At 59.1% G+C, this 15,968-nt stretch carries 11 protein-coding genes and 1 pseudogene; 4 read left to right on the forward strand and 8 right to left on the reverse strand.

The window, feature by feature from the left end; translation table 11 throughout:
* Positions 1 to 72: 72 nt before the first annotated feature.
* The 4 genes from ACTJK5_RS11200 to ACTJK5_RS11215 all read right to left on the reverse strand — a co-directional run bounded on the left by ACTJK5_RS11200 (position 73) and on the right by ACTJK5_RS11215 (position 4,608).
* Positions 73 to 465 (reverse strand): PRC-barrel domain-containing protein, encoded by a 393-nt coding sequence (locus ACTJK5_RS11200; protein WP_062445660.1) that lies wholly within the window; start codon positions 463 to 465, stop codon positions 73 to 75.
* A 105-nt stretch (positions 466 to 570) separates the two neighbouring features.
* The gene (locus ACTJK5_RS11205) at positions 571 to 2,262 is read right to left on the reverse strand and encodes an ABC transporter permease (protein WP_440612441.1); all 1,692 of its coding nucleotides are present in this window, start codon (positions 2,260 to 2,262) and stop codon (positions 571 to 573) included.
* Positions 2,263 to 2,380: 118 nt separating this feature from the next.
* The gene (locus tag ACTJK5_RS11210) at positions 2,381 to 3,406 is read right to left on the reverse strand and encodes a Fe(3+) ABC transporter substrate-binding protein (protein ID WP_113259868.1); all 1,026 of its coding nucleotides are present in this window, start codon (positions 3,404 to 3,406) and stop codon (positions 2,381 to 2,383) included.
* A 143-nt stretch (positions 3,407 to 3,549) separates the two neighbouring features.
* Positions 3,550 to 4,608, reverse strand: coding sequence for an ABC transporter ATP-binding protein (locus ACTJK5_RS11215; protein WP_440612442.1), 1,059 nt, complete (start codon positions 4,606 to 4,608; stop codon positions 3,550 to 3,552).
* A 262-nt stretch (positions 4,609 to 4,870) separates the two neighbouring features.
* On the opposite strand from ACTJK5_RS11215, the gene ACTJK5_RS11220 reads away from it, so the two are divergent.
* Together ACTJK5_RS11220 and pgi are read left to right on the forward strand one after the other, a co-directional pair.
* Complete coding sequence (locus ACTJK5_RS11220) at positions 4,871 to 6,583, forward strand: long-chain fatty acid--CoA ligase (RefSeq protein ID WP_440612443.1); 1,713 nt, start codon at positions 4,871 to 4,873, stop codon at positions 6,581 to 6,583.
* A 98-nt stretch (positions 6,584 to 6,681) separates the two neighbouring features.
* Positions 6,682 to 8,310, forward strand: a complete 1,629-nt coding sequence (pgi, locus tag ACTJK5_RS11225) for a glucose-6-phosphate isomerase (RefSeq protein WP_440612444.1) — start codon at positions 6,682 to 6,684, stop codon at positions 8,308 to 8,310.
* A 73-nt stretch (positions 8,311 to 8,383) separates the two neighbouring features.
* Here the strand turns inward: pgi and ACTJK5_RS11230 are convergent, their stop codons facing one another.
* Positions 8,384 to 9,769: an MFS transporter gene (locus ACTJK5_RS11230; protein ID WP_113225638.1), complete on the reverse strand. Its 1,386-nt coding sequence runs from the start codon at positions 9,767 to 9,769 to the stop codon at positions 8,384 to 8,386.
* Between the two features lie 170 nt (positions 9,770 to 9,939).
* Positions 9,940 to 10,887 (reverse strand): dihydrodipicolinate synthase family protein, encoded by a 948-nt coding sequence (locus ACTJK5_RS11235; protein WP_194286755.1) that lies wholly within the window; start codon positions 10,885 to 10,887, stop codon positions 9,940 to 9,942.
* A 164-nt stretch (positions 10,888 to 11,051) separates the two neighbouring features.
* On the opposite strand from ACTJK5_RS11235, the gene ACTJK5_RS11240 reads away from it, so the two are divergent.
* The gene (locus tag ACTJK5_RS11240; protein ID WP_440612445.1) at positions 11,052 to 12,095 is read left to right on the forward strand and encodes a LacI family DNA-binding transcriptional regulator; all 1,044 of its coding nucleotides are present in this window, start codon (positions 11,052 to 11,054) and stop codon (positions 12,093 to 12,095) included.
* 133 nt (positions 12,096 to 12,228) lie between these two features.
* On the opposite strand, the gene ACTJK5_RS11245 is transcribed toward ACTJK5_RS11240, so the two are convergent.
* Positions 12,229 to 13,431, reverse strand: a complete 1,203-nt coding sequence (locus ACTJK5_RS11245; RefSeq protein ID WP_113178680.1) for an MFS transporter — start codon at positions 13,429 to 13,431, stop codon at positions 12,229 to 12,231.
* A gap of 77 nt (positions 13,432 to 13,508) precedes the next feature.
* Between ACTJK5_RS11245 and ACTJK5_RS11250 the strand changes: the two are divergent.
* A pseudogene (locus ACTJK5_RS11250) lies at positions 13,509 to 14,478 on the forward strand (cupin domain-containing protein).
* 66 nt (positions 14,479 to 14,544) lie between these two features.
* Here the strand turns inward: ACTJK5_RS11250 and ACTJK5_RS11255 are convergent.
* A complete protein-coding gene (locus tag ACTJK5_RS11255) occupies positions 14,545 to 15,900 on the reverse strand; it encodes a dicarboxylate/amino acid:cation symporter (protein ID WP_062427067.1) in 1,356 nt (451 codons plus the stop codon).
* Between the last annotated feature and the right edge of the window lie 68 nt (positions 15,901 to 15,968).

Here is a 15,968-nt window from a genome sequence, read left to right on the forward strand (position 1 = left end):
CAGCACTGCCTCTTTACGCTTAGCCCGCACAGAAAAACGGCCCCTTTCGGAGCCGTTTAACGTGTGATGTTCTTACATCCAATATGGCGGAACGCCGTAGTAATCGTAGACCTTGCGGTCCTCGCGTCCATACCAGCTGTCGTCTTCGCGTTCGGCGAAGCGCGGCGCATTTTCAATCTGTTCCTTGGTCAGATCGACACGGTAGCCATCAAGCTCTTCATCATAGTGGAGCTTTTCCCAAGGCAGCGGATAGTACTCGTCGCCGATGCCGAGGAAGCCACCGAAGCTCAAGACGGCGTAAGCAACGCGGCCGCCGCGCTTTTCGAGAATGATGCGTTCGATCGAGCCGATCTTCTTGCCGTCGGCGCCATAGACGTTCGTACCTTCAACCTTATCGCTGGCGATGAAGCTTGGGGTATCCTTGACATATGGGTCCTGACCGGCACGGGGTTCATGGTGAAGCATGATAAATCTCCTCTCGAGTGCGTTATGACAAATTAACCCAACCGTGGAAAAATCGTTCCCACAGCGCATCGGGTCGCCCAATCGCATTTGCGTGAGTTGGTGATGTCAGATCACGCCTGAGGCCGTGTTCGGCTTGCCGACGCGGGCCAGCAGGATCACCGGGAGAATACCGATCAGCACGATGGCGAGGGCAGCTATCGAAGCTTCCTCATAGGTCCCCCTCGCCGCCTCGCCATAAAGCTGCGTCGAGAAAGTCTCGAAGTTCAAAGGTCGTAGAAGCAGCGTTGCCGGTAGCTCCTTGACGCAATCGACGAAGACCAGCAGGCCGGCTGCGGCAATCGCAGCCTTGGATAGCGGCAGATGCACATGGCGGAAGGTTGCGCCGGGCGCACGCCCCAAGGTGCGCGATGCGTGATCGAAGGAGAGAGGAATGCGGCTCAAGCCGGCGTCGATCCCGCCTGCGGCGATCGTCAGGAACCGCGCTGTATAGGCAAAGATCAAGGCAGCCCCGCTGCCGATCAGCAGAAGCCCGGTGGAGATGCCGAACCAGCTCTGCATGGTTTGATCGACAAACCTGTCAAAGCCGCCAAGAGCGATCAGCACGCCGATGGCGATCACGGTTCCGGGTGCCGCGTAGCCGACCGTTGCCAGCCGGAAAGACCATAGGGACGCCCTGCCCGGCACGATGCGCATGGCATAAGCGACCACGAGTCCGAGAAACAATGTGACAAGGGTGGCAAGTCCGGCAAAGACGATCGTGTTCACGGCCTCGGACTGGAAGCGCGTGGAGACACCGCTGAACTGATAGCGCGTCCATGCCTGCCTGATGAGATAGAGTGCGGGTCCGGCAAAGCCGATCAGGATCGGCAGGCTGCCGAGCGCAAAAGCAAGCCAACCCCAGGCGCCTTCGATCCGCAGCGGTTCGAGCGTCCTGCTTTTCTGGGCGGAGAGCGCGTAGCGCTGCCTGCGCCGCGCCCAGCGCTCCAACGCCACAAGGCCCACGACCAGCACCAGCATGCAAAGGGCAATCTGCGCTGCTCCCGGCAGATCCGACTTCGTCACCCAGGTGGTATAGATCGACACCGTCAGGGTGCGAACGCCAAGAAATTCCGATGCGCCGATATCGTTCAGCGCTTCCATCAAGGTCAGGCTGATGCCCACAGCGATTGCCGGACGCGCCAAGGGGACGGCCACCCGCAGGAAGAGCGATCTGCGAGACGTACCCAAAAGCCGCGCAGCCTCGAGCAGATTGCCGGCCTGGGTCAGGAACATGGCTCGCACGGGAATATAGACATACGGATAGAGTACGAAGCCGAGCAGCAGGATGCATCCCGTCATGGATCGGATATCGGGAAGGCGAAACTCGCGCGGGCTGGAATAGCCAAGCAGCCAGCGCACTGCCCCCTGGACGGGGCCTAGCGGGTGGAGAATATCGAGATAGGCGTAAGCCATGATGTAGGTGGGCATGGCGAGCGGCAGGAGCAGCGCCCATTCGAGAACGCCGCGCCCTGGAAAATCATGCGCTGCCACGAGCCAGGCCGACGCCGTACCCAGAATACCTGCAAGAATCCCGACGCCGAGAAGCAAAATCAGCGTATCCGGCAAGGCAGTCGCCAGCACCGTATCGCGAAGATGTGCCCACAGCCCCGTCGAGCCCTGCATGGCTTCCGTCACCAATGCCGCCACTGGCAGAAGGGCAAGCCCTGCAATCATCGCCGATGCTACCAGCCACCAGACATTCGCATGGAGTCTTGGCCTGGCCTTCATCGTCGTGGGACTGGCGCTGTCTGAAACCATGCGGGTACTCAAGCCTTATCGTGCATGAAATATCGATATACTGAAAAAGGTGAAGGCGCCCGCGTGATACGGGCGCCTTGTCATGCATATGCCGGATCGCTGATCCGAGGTCGAAGCCTTAGTTGTCGAAGCCGACCTTGTCAGCCAGTTCGCTCGCCTGCTTGCGGTGGGAGACGATTTCCGTCAACGGCTTCGGATCGATCTTCAGCGTGCCGAAGGATGCAACGACCTCATTCAGTGCTGCGCCTGGCTTCACCGGATATTCGAAGTTGGCTTCAGCGTAGATCTTCTGCGCTTCGTCGGAGACGAGGTATTCGAGAAGCTTCACGGCATCGGCCTTGTTCGGCGCGTTCTTGGCAACTGCCGCACCGGAGATGTTCACCTGGGTGCCACCGTCCTTGAAGGTCGGGAGAATGACCTTGATCGCTTCGCCCCACTTGACCTGCTCTTCGCCGCCCTTACCGGAGCGCATCAGGCCGACATAGTAGGAGTTTGCCAGACCGATATCGCAAATGCCGCCGAGGATGTCCTTGGCAACGTCACGGTCGCCACCGCCGGCCTTGCGGGCGAGGTTGTCCTTGACGCCTTTCAGCCAGGCTTCGGTCTTTTCAGCGCCGTAATGGGCGATATAATCGGCAAAGAGTGCGGTGTTGTAGGGGTGCTGGCCCGAGCGAATGCAAACCTTGCCCTTCCACTTCGGATCGGCCAGATCTTCATAGTTGAAGGCCGTCAGGTCGAGATCCTTGGCAGCATAAAGAACGCGGGCACGCATGGAGAGCGCGAACCAGTTGCCCTTTGCGTCCCGCAGTTCTGCTGGAACGGACTCGGTCAGAACCTTGGACTCGACCGGCTGGGTAACACCCTTTTCGACGAGGTCGACGAGATTGCCGGCATCCACCGTCATGAGAATATCAGCTGGGGAGCTCGCGCCTTCGCTCAGCACGCGCTCGGCAAGACCATCCTTCATGAAGACGGTGTTGACCTTGACGCCGCTTTCCTTGCTGAAGGCGTCCAGCAATGGCTGAACGAGAGCCGGTTCACGCGTGGTGTAGATGTTGACTTCCGCAGCATTGGCCGCGCCTGCAAAAACCGCTCCGGTGACGCCTGCTAGAAGTGCAATATTTTTGGTATTGAAAAAACCCATCTCTCTCCCCTTCGGACTTGAATGATGTCGAAGGCACTGACCATACATGATAATGTAAATCAAGTTTAATCTGGTAGGCGATCAGCCGAAATGTTCACTTTGAGTTGAAAATGATCGGAATTTTCGAAGCGATTTTTTGGATTTCAATCCTGGGTAAATATCAGCACATGCTGAGGGTCGACTGCAAAACGAACGTCCGTAGCATCGATTGGTGTGCGCTTCATGCTGCGCACGCGCAGATCCCGCTGCAAACCCGGAACGCTGATCGACAGTTGCTCGATCTCGCCCATGAACATCCGGCCCGACACCTGTCCTAAGAGAAGATTGGCGTGAGGCGTGCTGTCGCCCTGCACCTCGATCTCAGCGGGACGGATATAGACCAGAGCAGGCGCCCCTTCCTTCAAGTCGCCGCCATGGGAGAACCGGCCGATGGGCGTTTCCACATGTCCGTTTCTGACCGTCCCTTCCACCTTGTTGAAGGCACAGAAGAAATCGGCTGCATAGCGGCTGACGGGGCGGTCGTGCAGGTCATAGCCTGTTCCCGACTGGACGATATGGCCGGACTGCATGAGAACGACGCGGTCGCCAGCTGAAAGCGCTTCTTCCGGATCGTGCGTCACCATGATCGCGGTCGTCTGAAGCGCGCGCAGCAGGCCTATCGTTTCTTCCCGCACGCTGTCACGCAGGCCGCGATCAAGGTTGGAGAATGGCTCATCCATCAGCAGAATTTCCGGCTTCGGGGCCAAGGCGCGGGCAAGCGCCACGCGCTGCTGCTCGCCGCCGGAAAGCGTGTGCGGATATCGTTTGGCAAGGTCCGACAGGCGAACATGCTCCAGCATCTCTGCGGTGCGCGCGCGCGCCTCTCTTCGTGGCATTCCCTTCAGCCCGAAGGCAACATTCTGCTCGACGGTCAGATGGGGAAACAGCGCATAATCCTGAAAGACGAAGCCGATGCGGCGCTTTTCCGGTTCGACGAACCGAGAAGGGCCAGCAATCTCGATGCCATTCATACGCACGCTGCCCGCGTCCGGCGTCTCGACACCGGCAATGATGCGCAGCAGCGTGGACTTGCCGCAGCCTGAGCGGCCGACCAGGCAAATGATCTCACCCTTCGATACTGAAAGATCGATATCTTTCAAAACGGGCAAGCCGGCAAAGACCTTGCCGATTCCATTCAGTTGTAGCGCTGCAACCTCTGTCATCAAAAACATCCATTATCGACGTCAGTTTGTTGATTGCGCAATTCAGGATTAAAGTCAAAACGCAAATTTCCGAGAGCACGCGGCTGGTGACGCGGAAGAGTTGACGTTTACGTTAGAGTTAATTACGCTGAAGTGAGTGGATGACTTCGGGAGCATCATCTACCCTCGTGGCCGAGGACGGCAGACAATCTGATGGATGAGGACCCTTCAGATGGATAAGGATGCCGAGGACGGTTGCGAGGAGCAGCGTGGGAGGAAAGCAATGAGCGATACAAGTGCGATTCGTCAGGAGCCTCGTGCCGTGCAGCGGCCATGGCTTGCATCTTATCCGCAAGGCATACCGGTGGAATTGCCCGATCTCGGCTACACATCGCTTGCCGAACTCCTGGAACGAAGCTGCAAGCAGTTTGCCGATCGCAAGGCTTTTTCCAGCATGGGAAAGTCCATCACCTACCGCGAGCTTGAAGAACAGACGCGCGCCATTGGCGGCTGGCTGCAGAGCATCGATCTGCAGAAGGGTGACCGCGTCGCGGTGATGATGCCAAATATTCTGCAGAACCCGGTTGCAACCTACGCGATCCTGCGCGCCGGTCTGACGGTCGTGAATGTCAATCCTCTCTACACCCCGCGTGAACTCGAACACCAACTGAAGGATTCCGGTGCGAAAGCGCTGTTCGTTCTGGAAAACTTCGCCCATGTGGTGCAACAGGCGCTGCCAAAAACCGATGTGAAGCATGTGATCGTCGCGACCATGGGCGATCTCCTGGGCTTCAAGGGTCACATCGTCAATCTCGTGGTGCGCAAGGTCAAGAAGCTCGTTCCTCCTTATGCGCTTCCGCAGGCGATCAGCTACAAGAGCGTGCTGAAACAGGCGCGCAACACGACGCTGAAACCCGTCAATCTGACCCGCAACGATGTCGCTTTTCTGCAATATACCGGCGGTACGACCGGCATTTCCAAGGGCGCGGTTCTTACCCATGCCAATCTTCTGGCCAACAAGGCGCAGATCGCGCTGTGGATGGAGCCGGTCTTTGCCCGAAAGAACCGGCCCGAGGTACTGAATTTCGTTTGCGCTCTGCCGCTCTATCATATCTTCGCGCTGACGGTGAATTCGCTGATGGGCATCGCGCTTGGCGGGCACAACCTGCTGATTGCCAATCCGCGCGATATTCCCGGCTTCGTCAAGGAATTGTCGGGCTACAAAGCGCATGTCTTCCCAGGGATCAACACGCTGTTCAACGCGCTGATGAACAATGAGGATTTCCGCAAGCTCGACTTTTCCTCACTGGTGCTGGTGCTGGGCGGCGGCATGGCCGTGCAGCGCCCGGTGGCCGAACGCTGGTTCTCGATCACTGGTACAGCGATCAGCGAAGGCTACGGCCTTTCGGAGACCTCGCCGGTCGCCACGGTGAACTGCCTCGATCAAAACGGTTTTAGCGGCACGATTGGTCTTCCCGTTCCGTCCACCGATATCGATATTCGCGACGATGACGGCAACAGCCTGCCGATTGGTGACGTGGGTGAAATCTGCATTCGCGGTCCGCAGGTGATGGCGGGTTACTGGCAGCGTCCGGACGAAACCGCCAAGGTGATGACACCGGACGGTTTCTTCCGCTCAGGCGACATGGGCGTGATGGATGAACGCGGCTTCACCAAGATCGTCGATCGCAAGAAGGACATGATCCTCGTCTCCGGCTTCAACGTCTATCCGAATGAGATCGAAGAAGTGGCGGCGGCCCATCCGGGTGTGCAGGAATGTGCCGCTGTCGGCGTGCCGGACGAGCATTCTGGCGAAGCGGTGAAGCTCTATGTGGTCAAGAAAGACCAGTCTTTGACTGCGGCGGAATTGAAAGCCTTCTGCGCCGAGGGCCTGACCAACTACAAGCGACCCAAGCATATCGAGTTCATCGCCGAAATGCCGAAGACCAATGTCGGCAAGATCCTGCGCCGTGAACTGAGAAAGCTGGCTAACTGATTGGCGTCGTTTGGAATAATTCAGCCGAACACGCCTTGATTTGGCCCGATGAAAGAGAATAGTTTCCTCATCCTTCCACGGAGCATGAGGAGCTTTCCATGCAGGCCATCGTCGAGACCCTGAAATCCACAGCCACCAGCACCAATGCGACGGACATTCGAGCCGCGTTTGCCGCAGATGGTCAGCGCTTCGAACGGTTCAGCGCGCGCTTCGACAACCTTTTGATGGATTACTCCAAATGCGCCGTGAATGACGACATTCTGGCGCTGCTCGAAAAGCTCGCAGCCGAAGGCGGCGTGGCGCAAAAGCGCGAAGAGATGTTCTCCGGCAAGGAGATCAATTTCACCGAAGGCCGCGCTGTTCTCCATACCGCTCTTCGCAACCGTTCGAACACGCCCGTACTCGTCGACGGCAAGGACGTGATGCCGGATGTGAACGGCGTTCTTTCCGCCATGGGCAAGTTTGCCGATGCGATCCGCTCCGGCTCGCTCGAGGGCGCGACCGGCAAGAAGATCACCGACGTCATCAATATTGGCATTGGTGGCTCGGATCTTGGCCCGGTCATGGCGACGCTTGCTCTTGCGCCTTTCCATGACGGTCCCCGCTCGCATTTCGTCTCCAATATCGATGGCGCTCACATTGCCGACACGCTGAAGCTGATCAACCCGGAAACGTCGCTCTTCATCGTCGCCTCCAAGACCTTCACCACCATCGAAACGATGACGAACGCGGCGACTGCCCGCAAGTTCATCGCCGATGCGCTGGGTGAAGAGGCCGTCAAGCATCACTTCTGCGCGGTGTCCACCGCACTCGACAAGGTCGCCGCCTTCGGGATCGACAGCGACCGCATTTTCGGTTTCTGGGACTGGGTCGGCGGACGTTACTCCATCTGGTCTGCCATCGGCCTGCCGCTGATGATCGCTATCGGTCCGGAAAAGTTCGGCGAGTTCCTCGACGGCGCGCATGCGATGGACAAGCATTTCCGCGAGGCGCCGTTCCGCCAGAACCTGCCGATGCTGCTTGGCCTGATCGGCTTTTATCATCGCAACGTGTTGAACTACCCGACGCGCGCCATCCTGCCTTATGACCAGCGGCTGTCGCGCTTCCCGGCCTATCTGCAGCAGCTCGACATGGAATCAAATGGCAAGGGTGTGACCATCGATGGCACACCGGTAGACGGCCAATCCGGCCCGGTGGTCTGGGGCGAACCCGGCACCAATGGCCAGCACGCCTTCTACCAGCTGATCCACCAGGGCACGAGCATCATTCCCGCCGAGTTCATGATCGCCGCCAATGGGTTCGAGAAGGAACTGCGCCATCAGCATCAGCTGCTGATCGCCAATTGCCTTGCCCAATCCGAAGCCCTGATGAAGGGCCGTACGCTGGCGGAAGCCAAGGCACAGCTGACATCCAAGGGCATGGACGACAAGAAGGCCGATTTCATCGCGCCGCACCGCGTCTTCACGGGCAATCGCCCGTCGATCACCTTCGTTTACGACAAGCTGACACCCTTCGCACTCGGACGCCTGATTGCGCTCTACGAGCACCGCGTCTTCGTCGAAGGCGTGCTCTTCCGCATCAACTCCTTCGACCAGTGGGGCGTGGAGCTCGGCAAGGAACTGGCAACCGGCCTGCTGCCAGTGGTGGAAGGCAAGGAAAGTGCGGCTGGTCACGACAGCTCGACCCAAGGCTTGGTCAAGGCGCTGGCGGGGCTGGCGTCCGCTTAAAGAACCTGATCGCTCACGAAAAAGCCGGGACGCCGATCCCGGCTTTTTTGCGTCGTCAGGCTGAGGAACCGTTTTACGGCGACAGTTCCTCAAGAACCTTGCCCTTGGTTTCCACCGCAAACAGCATCGTCACGATGGCACCGATAATCAGGATGACGGCGAAGGTGGCGAACACATATTGGATACCAAAGGATGACATGACGAAGCCGACAAGCATCGGGCCAGCGGAAGAGCCGAGACGCAGCCAAGCGCTACCCGTGCCGGTACCGATTGCACGCATACGGGTCGGGTAGATTTCCGCCGAATAGAGGTAGAGCGAGAAAGTGACCGTCTGCACGATGGCGTAAGCAAGTCCGGCCAGGATCAGCACCTGCACTGGCGAGGTCGCGCCAAGCCATGCGAGAATGACGAGCGGTATCGGAGCAAGAAGCAAGGCGCCAGCATACCAGCGTTTCCGGCCGACCTTATCGATCAGCAGGGCGCATATGACAGCTGCGACGACGCCAGCAGCAGAGGTCATAAAGCCATAGAGGATGCTGGTTTCGAGAGGCAGGTTGAAGGTCTGGCGATAGAGCGTCGGCAGCCAGGTGATTGTTCCATTTGCCACCATGTAGGCGCAGAACCACATCGCCCAGATCGAGAGCGTCCGCTTCAGATAGATGCCCTGGAACAGTTCCTTCCAGTCGGATTCGCGTCTCACAGGCGTTGCCACGATGCGCGGCTCTGGAAGCTCTTTGCCGGATGCGCGTGCACTTTCCTCCATGCAAGAGACGATAGCGTCGGCCTCATCATAGCGGCCATTCGCGGCAAGCCAGCGGGGCGATTCCTTCAAGAACCAACGCAGCGGGATCATCAGGATGGCAGGAACCAGACCGACGACGAACATGGCTTTCCAACCATAGACCGGCACCATGAAGTAACCGATCAGACCGGCGCCCACGAGGCCGAGCAGAAACATCACTTCGTAGAGCAGAAAGAAACGGCCACGTCCTTTCGAGCCAATCAACTCGTTGATGTAGGCGCTGGCAACCGGCACTTCGCCGCCGGTTCCAATCCCCTGCACGAAGCGGAAGGCCATCATCATTCCGGCACCAGCGGCAAAGAGGCAGGCCACGTCCATGCTGACAAAGAGAAGGATGGTGAAGAGCAGCACTTTCAGGCGCCCGACCTTTTCAGCAAGCCAGCCAAACAAGATCGCGCCGATCAGCTGACCGAGATATCCCATCGACAGGATCATGCCCGTCTGGGCAGGGGTAAGCCCCCATTCGCGCACGAGAACGGGCATTGCATAGGCGATTGCGATAACCGTGTAGCCGTCGAAAAACGTTGCCGCTCCGACGATGTTGCGCGCCCAGAAGACTTCTCTGGTAATCGGAAGACGTTCCAACCTGGCGCTGATATCGGCCTGCGGATCCGCAAGGGCCTTCGTGTTGCCCTTTACGGGCTGCATGATGTTCATGAGTTCCTCCTCACCCTCGCCGCTCTCTCCCGACGGCGACCTTGTTTCTGCTCTTCTGCTTCTTTCTAAGACGTTGCTGTCAGACATCAATTAGGGGAGCCGAATCGGCTGGACTGCCGATCCGGCTCCAAGTGTTTGCCGTCCCAACCAATGCCGAGACGGCGTGACGATCATTCGGCAGCAAGAAGCTGCTCGACGCGACCAATACCAGCGGCTTCAAAAGCGGCGAAAATCTCCTGCTCGGCCTTCTCACCAAGGTTCTTCAGCGGCTCGCGGATCGTCGCGTGATCCAGAATGCCGCGATGCACGAGACCGAGCTTCAAGGCGACTGTACCTTCCATATGAGAACCGCGATGGTAGACGGCGCGCGTTACCGGTAGCAGCCGCTCGAAAATCTGGCGGGCCTTCGGATAATCCTGTGCTTTACCAGCCTTGATCAGATCGACCAGGAGTTCCGGCGCTATGTTGCCATAACCGACGAGAAGACCGTCGACATCGAACATGGTCGGAAGCAGCCATTCGTCATGGCAGCTCAAAACCTGCAGGTTCGGGTTGGCCTTCTTGAGTTCAGGAATTTCGACATACCAGCGCTTCATATTGCGCACGCCGTTCTTCGTGGCGACAACGCCCGGCTGGGTGGCAATGGCCAGCTGCGTATCGAGATCGTAAGAGGCTTTCGTCACATCTGGATATTGGAAGAGGATTTCCTGAAGACCGGATTCCTCCCAGATCGCCTTGTAGCGATCCTGCGGAGCACCCTTCTGGAAACCAAACCGCAGCCAACCGTGATTAGGATAGACGAGTGCGCCGGTAGCACCGGCAGCCTTGCACTTTTTGGCTTCTGCTGCGGCAACACGTGTGCCCTCACCGGTGATGCCGGCGATGATCGGGATTTCCCCACCGACAGCGTCGACATAGACACGGATGAGTTCGAGACGTTCGTCTTCCGTCAGGAAAGTGCCCTCGCCGGCATGACCAAGAATGACGAGGCTCTTTACGCCTTCCATCGAGGCCAACCACTTGGCGATTTTTGCATTGGCTGAGTAGTCCACCTCACCATCACGGGTGAAAGCGGTGACGGGTGCTGGGCTCAGGCCACGAAGATCCATGGGTTGCATCTGATTTCTCCTCCTTATCAGCTGCTGTCCTCTATCGATCAGCAGGTGGGATCGTTAATGGGAACGTTCCCGTTATCGATCTTTATTGTTCTGGAGTCAACGGCGTTTTTCGTGCAAAGTGATGTTCGAGTGCTCAGCACCAGAGCTGGAATGGAAAAACACACATGGAATCAAGAGAGCGTTCGCGTCAGCCGCGAGTAACGGTTCACAGCGTGGCGGCTGCTGCAGGCGTATCGAAATCGACCGTATCGCGCATTCTGGACGAACGGCTTCCGCGGTCCGACAGCGAGACGGCACGGCGCGTACGGAAAATTGCCGCGGACCTGGGCTACGTGAGGGATGTTTCCGCAGCCAGTCTGCGGCGCGGCAATACGATGACGATCGGCGTCATCGTACCTCGGCTCACGGATACGGTGATGGCGATGCTTTATGAGGCAATCGTCAAAGCCTGTGCCCGCACCGGTCGTTTCGCCATCGTGGCGACGACGGAAGATAATCCGGAGGCGGATCGCGTGGCTGCGGAATCGCTGCTCAACCGCGGTGTCGACGGGCTTATTCTTTCAACGGCACGGAACGACGATACCTTTCCGGATGAACTGAACGAGCGTGGCGTACCTTATGTGCTGGCGCTGCGAACGGATCATCATAGCCTCTCCGCTGTTGGCGATGATCGACTGGGTGGGTATCTGGCGACACGCCATTTGCTTGATCTCGGACATCAACGGATCGGCGTGATTGCCGGACCGGATTATGCCTCCAGTGCCACCGGACGTGTCGAAGGATATAAACAGGCGCTTGACGAGGCATCGCTTTCAGTCGATCCCGCACTCATCGTCCCATCGACATTCGGCATCCAGTCGGGTGCCGAAGCGGTGCAGACGCTGATGGCGCTCGACTGTCGGCCTACGGCGATTTTTGCCGTCAATGACAATACGGCGATTGGCGCGCTGTCTGCGCTGAACAAGATGGGCCTGTCCGTCCCCGAAGACATTTCGCTTATCGGCTACAACGACATCCCCGTCGTCAGCCATCTTTCGACGCCTCTGACGACGTTGCGCGTTCCCTTCGACCAAATTGCGTCGCACGCTTTGGAATTGCTCACTCAAACCACTGCCCCGCGCGAAAACCGGATTTTGGTATCCGCCCCGACCCTTATCCCGCGAAAATCCACTGCGAGATTTTTGGGAGCATCCGACATAACGCGATGATCTCGGTTCTCCAGTGAGCTTCAAGCGCCATCGAGTTCGGGCGGTAGTCCGGCATGACTATAGTGAACATGCTGGCCAATGGCACGGGCCGGGGAAGATTCCCCCCGGCTTGCGATGTCAGTTTTGGCTTGCCTTATGCCATGCTGGCTTCAGGCCGCGACCTCACGCCGACCATGATGCCGATGGCAGCAAGGGCGAGAATGAGTCCGCTGGTGCCGAAGACGCTGATTGCGCCGCTGAGATCGAAGATGATGCCGCCAACTGCCGCACCCATGGCAATGGCGAACTGGATGGAGGCGACGAGGAGGCCACCGGCGCTTTCCGCTTCATCCGGAATGGTGCGCGCGAGCCAGGTGGACCAGGCGACCGGTACGGCGCCGAAGAGGAAGCCCCAGAAGGCGACGAGGACTGCGGCAAGCGGCAGAGGCGGTGCCGTCGTCACCAGGAGCACTGCAATGAACGCCATGAAAAGGGGAAGCGCTGCTAGCGACATTTTAAGGCTGCGGCTGATGAACGACCCGGCAACGAGGGTGCCGACGAAGTTGGCCAATCCGAAGCCCAGCAGCAGGGCGGAAACCATGCCGATGCCCGCACCGATATCCGCTTCCAGGTAGGGACGCAGATAGGTGAAGAAGGCAAAATGGCCGCCGAAAACCAGCGTTGCCGCAACAAGACCGAGCGCAATACCAGGTCTCTTCAGCACAGTGCCAAGCGTCTTGATGCTGCTGGTGCCTGTCGGCGCAAGCTTCGGCAGGGTGAAAAACTGCGCGAACAAAGCGGCCACACCGAGCAGTGCCGTCAGGACGAAGACGAAGCGCCAGCCAGCTAGTTCACCGACATAGCTGCCAACGGGTGCCGCGACGATGGTTGCGCCGGACACGCCGCTAAAGATCATCGAAAGCGCGCGGGGCACGCTGGCCGCAGGGACCAGCCGGATCACGATTGCGGTGGACATGGCCCAGAAACCACCGAGCGCCACGCCAAGCAGCAAGCGTCCGATCAGGAGTACGCTCAGGCCGGGAGCCGCGGCGACCATCAGGTTCGAGATAACGAGGAGACCTGAGAAGATCATCATCAGGTGGCGGCGATCGATGTTGCGCGCGAGCGAGGTAATCAACAGGCTTGCCACCATGCCGACAACGGCGGTGACAGTGACCGCCTGACCGGCAGCACCTTCGGTGATGCCGAGGTCTGCGGCAATGGGTGTGAGGAGGCTTGCTGGCAGAAACTCTGCGGTGACCAGCCCGAAGACGCCAAGCGCCATGGATATGACGGCGCCCCAGGCGGGCGCCTCTGGGCCATCCGCGGCGGGAAGGGAGTTAGGTGTCGGGTTCATCTGTATGTCCTTTGGGAGGAGAGGATGGCAGAAGCATAGACTCGACTTTCCGGACGATCCATGCCACAAAATCCGCCATGCTTGATCATACGTCCGGAAATCAACCCTTACCCGATCTCATCAGCGAGTTGTTGATGGGCATGCGGCTTGTGGGCCTCGATTATCGCCGCATCGAAGCCTCCGCGCCCTTTGGCTTCTCCTTTGGAGAGGTGGAAGGTCGCGCGCAGTTTCATTTTGTGGCTTGCGGACCAGTCTATCTTCGCACCTCATCCGGTACGCTTCACAAGATGAATGCGGGCGATGCGGTTTTGTTGCCGCGGGGTGGGCCCCATGCGCTGCTTTCCGATCCCGACATTGCCTGTCAGAACATCCGCTCGCTGGATGCCGCGCCGCTCTGCAACTCCGTCAGCGCCATCAAGACCTGTGAACCCGATGTGCCCAGCGAAGAGCGCGTGCTGGTATTCAGCGGCTGCATGGAGTTCGATCTCGGAGCCATGCACCCGATTACCGGACTGATGCCCGAAGTGATGTTCGTCAACACGCTCACCTCGCGCTATCCGGAACTCCTTCCCATGCTAGAAGCGATGGAGCGGGAAACGCGCCAGGCCCGTGCCGGCTTTGCTGGCATCCTCGCACGGCTTGCCGATGTGGTCGCCGCCTTCATTGTGCGCGCCTGGGTGGAATGCGGCTGCGGCGATTCCTCCGGCTGGGTCGCCGCGCTTCGTGACCCTCGTTTGGGGCGCGTGATCCTCGCCATTCACAACAATCCCGGTCACGACTGGACGCTGGCGGAACTGGCCGGCGTGATGGGCGCATCGCGCTCCGTCTTTGCCGAACGTTTTCTGGAGGTGACCGGCATGACGCCGGTGCGCTATCTCACCGAGTTGCGTATGCGCCATGCAATGGATCGGCAAGGAGAGAATGCCGATCGAAACTGCGGCGGTGAAGCTTGGCTATGGCTCCCAGGCCGCCTTCAGCCGCGCCTTCAAGCGCATCGTCGGCCATCCGCCGAGCGCCCTTTCATCGTCGATCAGTCACCACGCGTAAGCGTCTAGAAAGAAAGCCCGCCGACTGCGGTGCAGGGCGGGCTTTTTCTCAAGCTTGCGAGCAGACCTATTCCGCGGGCGTCGCTGCCGGATCGAGTGCGTCGATGCCTTCATGGCGATCATAAGCAGCTTGGTCGAGGATGCCTTGACGCTTGGCAACAATCGTAGGGATCAGAGCCTGACCTGCCACATTGACCGCGGTCCGGCCCATATCGAGGATCGGATCGACCGCCAGCAGCAGGCCAACACCCTGTAGCGGCAGGCCGAGCGTGGAGAGGGTGAGCGTTAGCATGACAGTCGCCCCGGTCAGACCCGCCGTTGCGGCCGAGCCGAGCACGGAAACGAAGACGATCAGCACATATTCCTGGATGCCGAGGGGAAGGCCATAGAACTGGGCGACGAAGATGGCGGAGATCGCCGGATAGATCGCAGCACAGCCATCCATCTTCGTCGTGGCGCCAAGCGGAACGGCGAAAGCGGAATACTCCCGCGGCACACCGAGATTGCGCTCTGTGACCTGTTCCGTCACCGGCAACGTGCCGATGGACGAGCGGGAGACGAAGGCGAGCTGGATCGCTGGCCATGCGCCTGCGAAGAAGCGCACCGGGTTCAGACCGTTTGCTGCCAGGATCACCGGGTAGACGACGAAGAGAACAATCGCGAGGCCGATATAGATTGCGGCGGAGAACCAGCCGAGCGAAGCCAGCGCTTCCCAGCCGTAGACGGCGACCGCATTGCCGAGCAGACCGATCGTCCCGATCGGAGTCAGGCGAATGACCCACCAGAGCATCTTGCGAGTAATGGCGAGCAGCGACCGATTGAAGGAAAGGAAGGCTTCTGCCTTCTCACCCACCTGAAGTGCTGCAATGCCAACCGCAATCGAGACGACCAAGATCTGCAGAACGTTGAAGTTCAGCGCCGTGGTAGCACCCGTCTGGGTGACCTTGGTTGAAGCCTGTAGGCCGAGAACGTTGGAAGGGATGAGACCTTTGAGGAAATCAAGCCACGAGCCGGTGGTGGACGGTGCCGCAGCGGCAGCGGCCTCCACGCCGGTGTTGAGACCGGGCTGGATCAGAAGGCCAAGCGTGATGCCGATCAGCACCGCGATCAGCGCCGTGATGGCGAACCAGAGCAACGTCTGCCAGACCAGCCGCGCTGCATTGTTCAACTCCCGCAGATTGGCGATGCTCGCCACAATGGCGGTGAAGATCAGGAGGGGAACAAGGGCGCGCAGAAGCTGCACGAAGATGGAGCCAACCGTGGAAAGCGCCTGGACCAGCCAGTTGGGGCCGGCCTCGGTCGGACCCATTTCCCGGGCGATGTAGCCGAGGACGAGACCCACCACCATGGCGGCGAAAACCTGGAAACCGAAGGACGCATAGAACGGCTTCTGCGCCCGTGGTGAGGAAGATGAAGCAGACATGTTTTGAATTCCGTGAAAGCGAGAATGCTAGAGCATCTAACGCGCGAAGGAAAGGATTGCTCCTATAT

Origin of the sequence: Agrobacterium sp. 22094 (genome assembly GCF_052046015.1) — a bacterium.
In the GTDB taxonomy this organism is placed as follows: Bacteria; Pseudomonadota; Alphaproteobacteria; order Rhizobiales; family Rhizobiaceae; genus Agrobacterium; species Agrobacterium cavarae.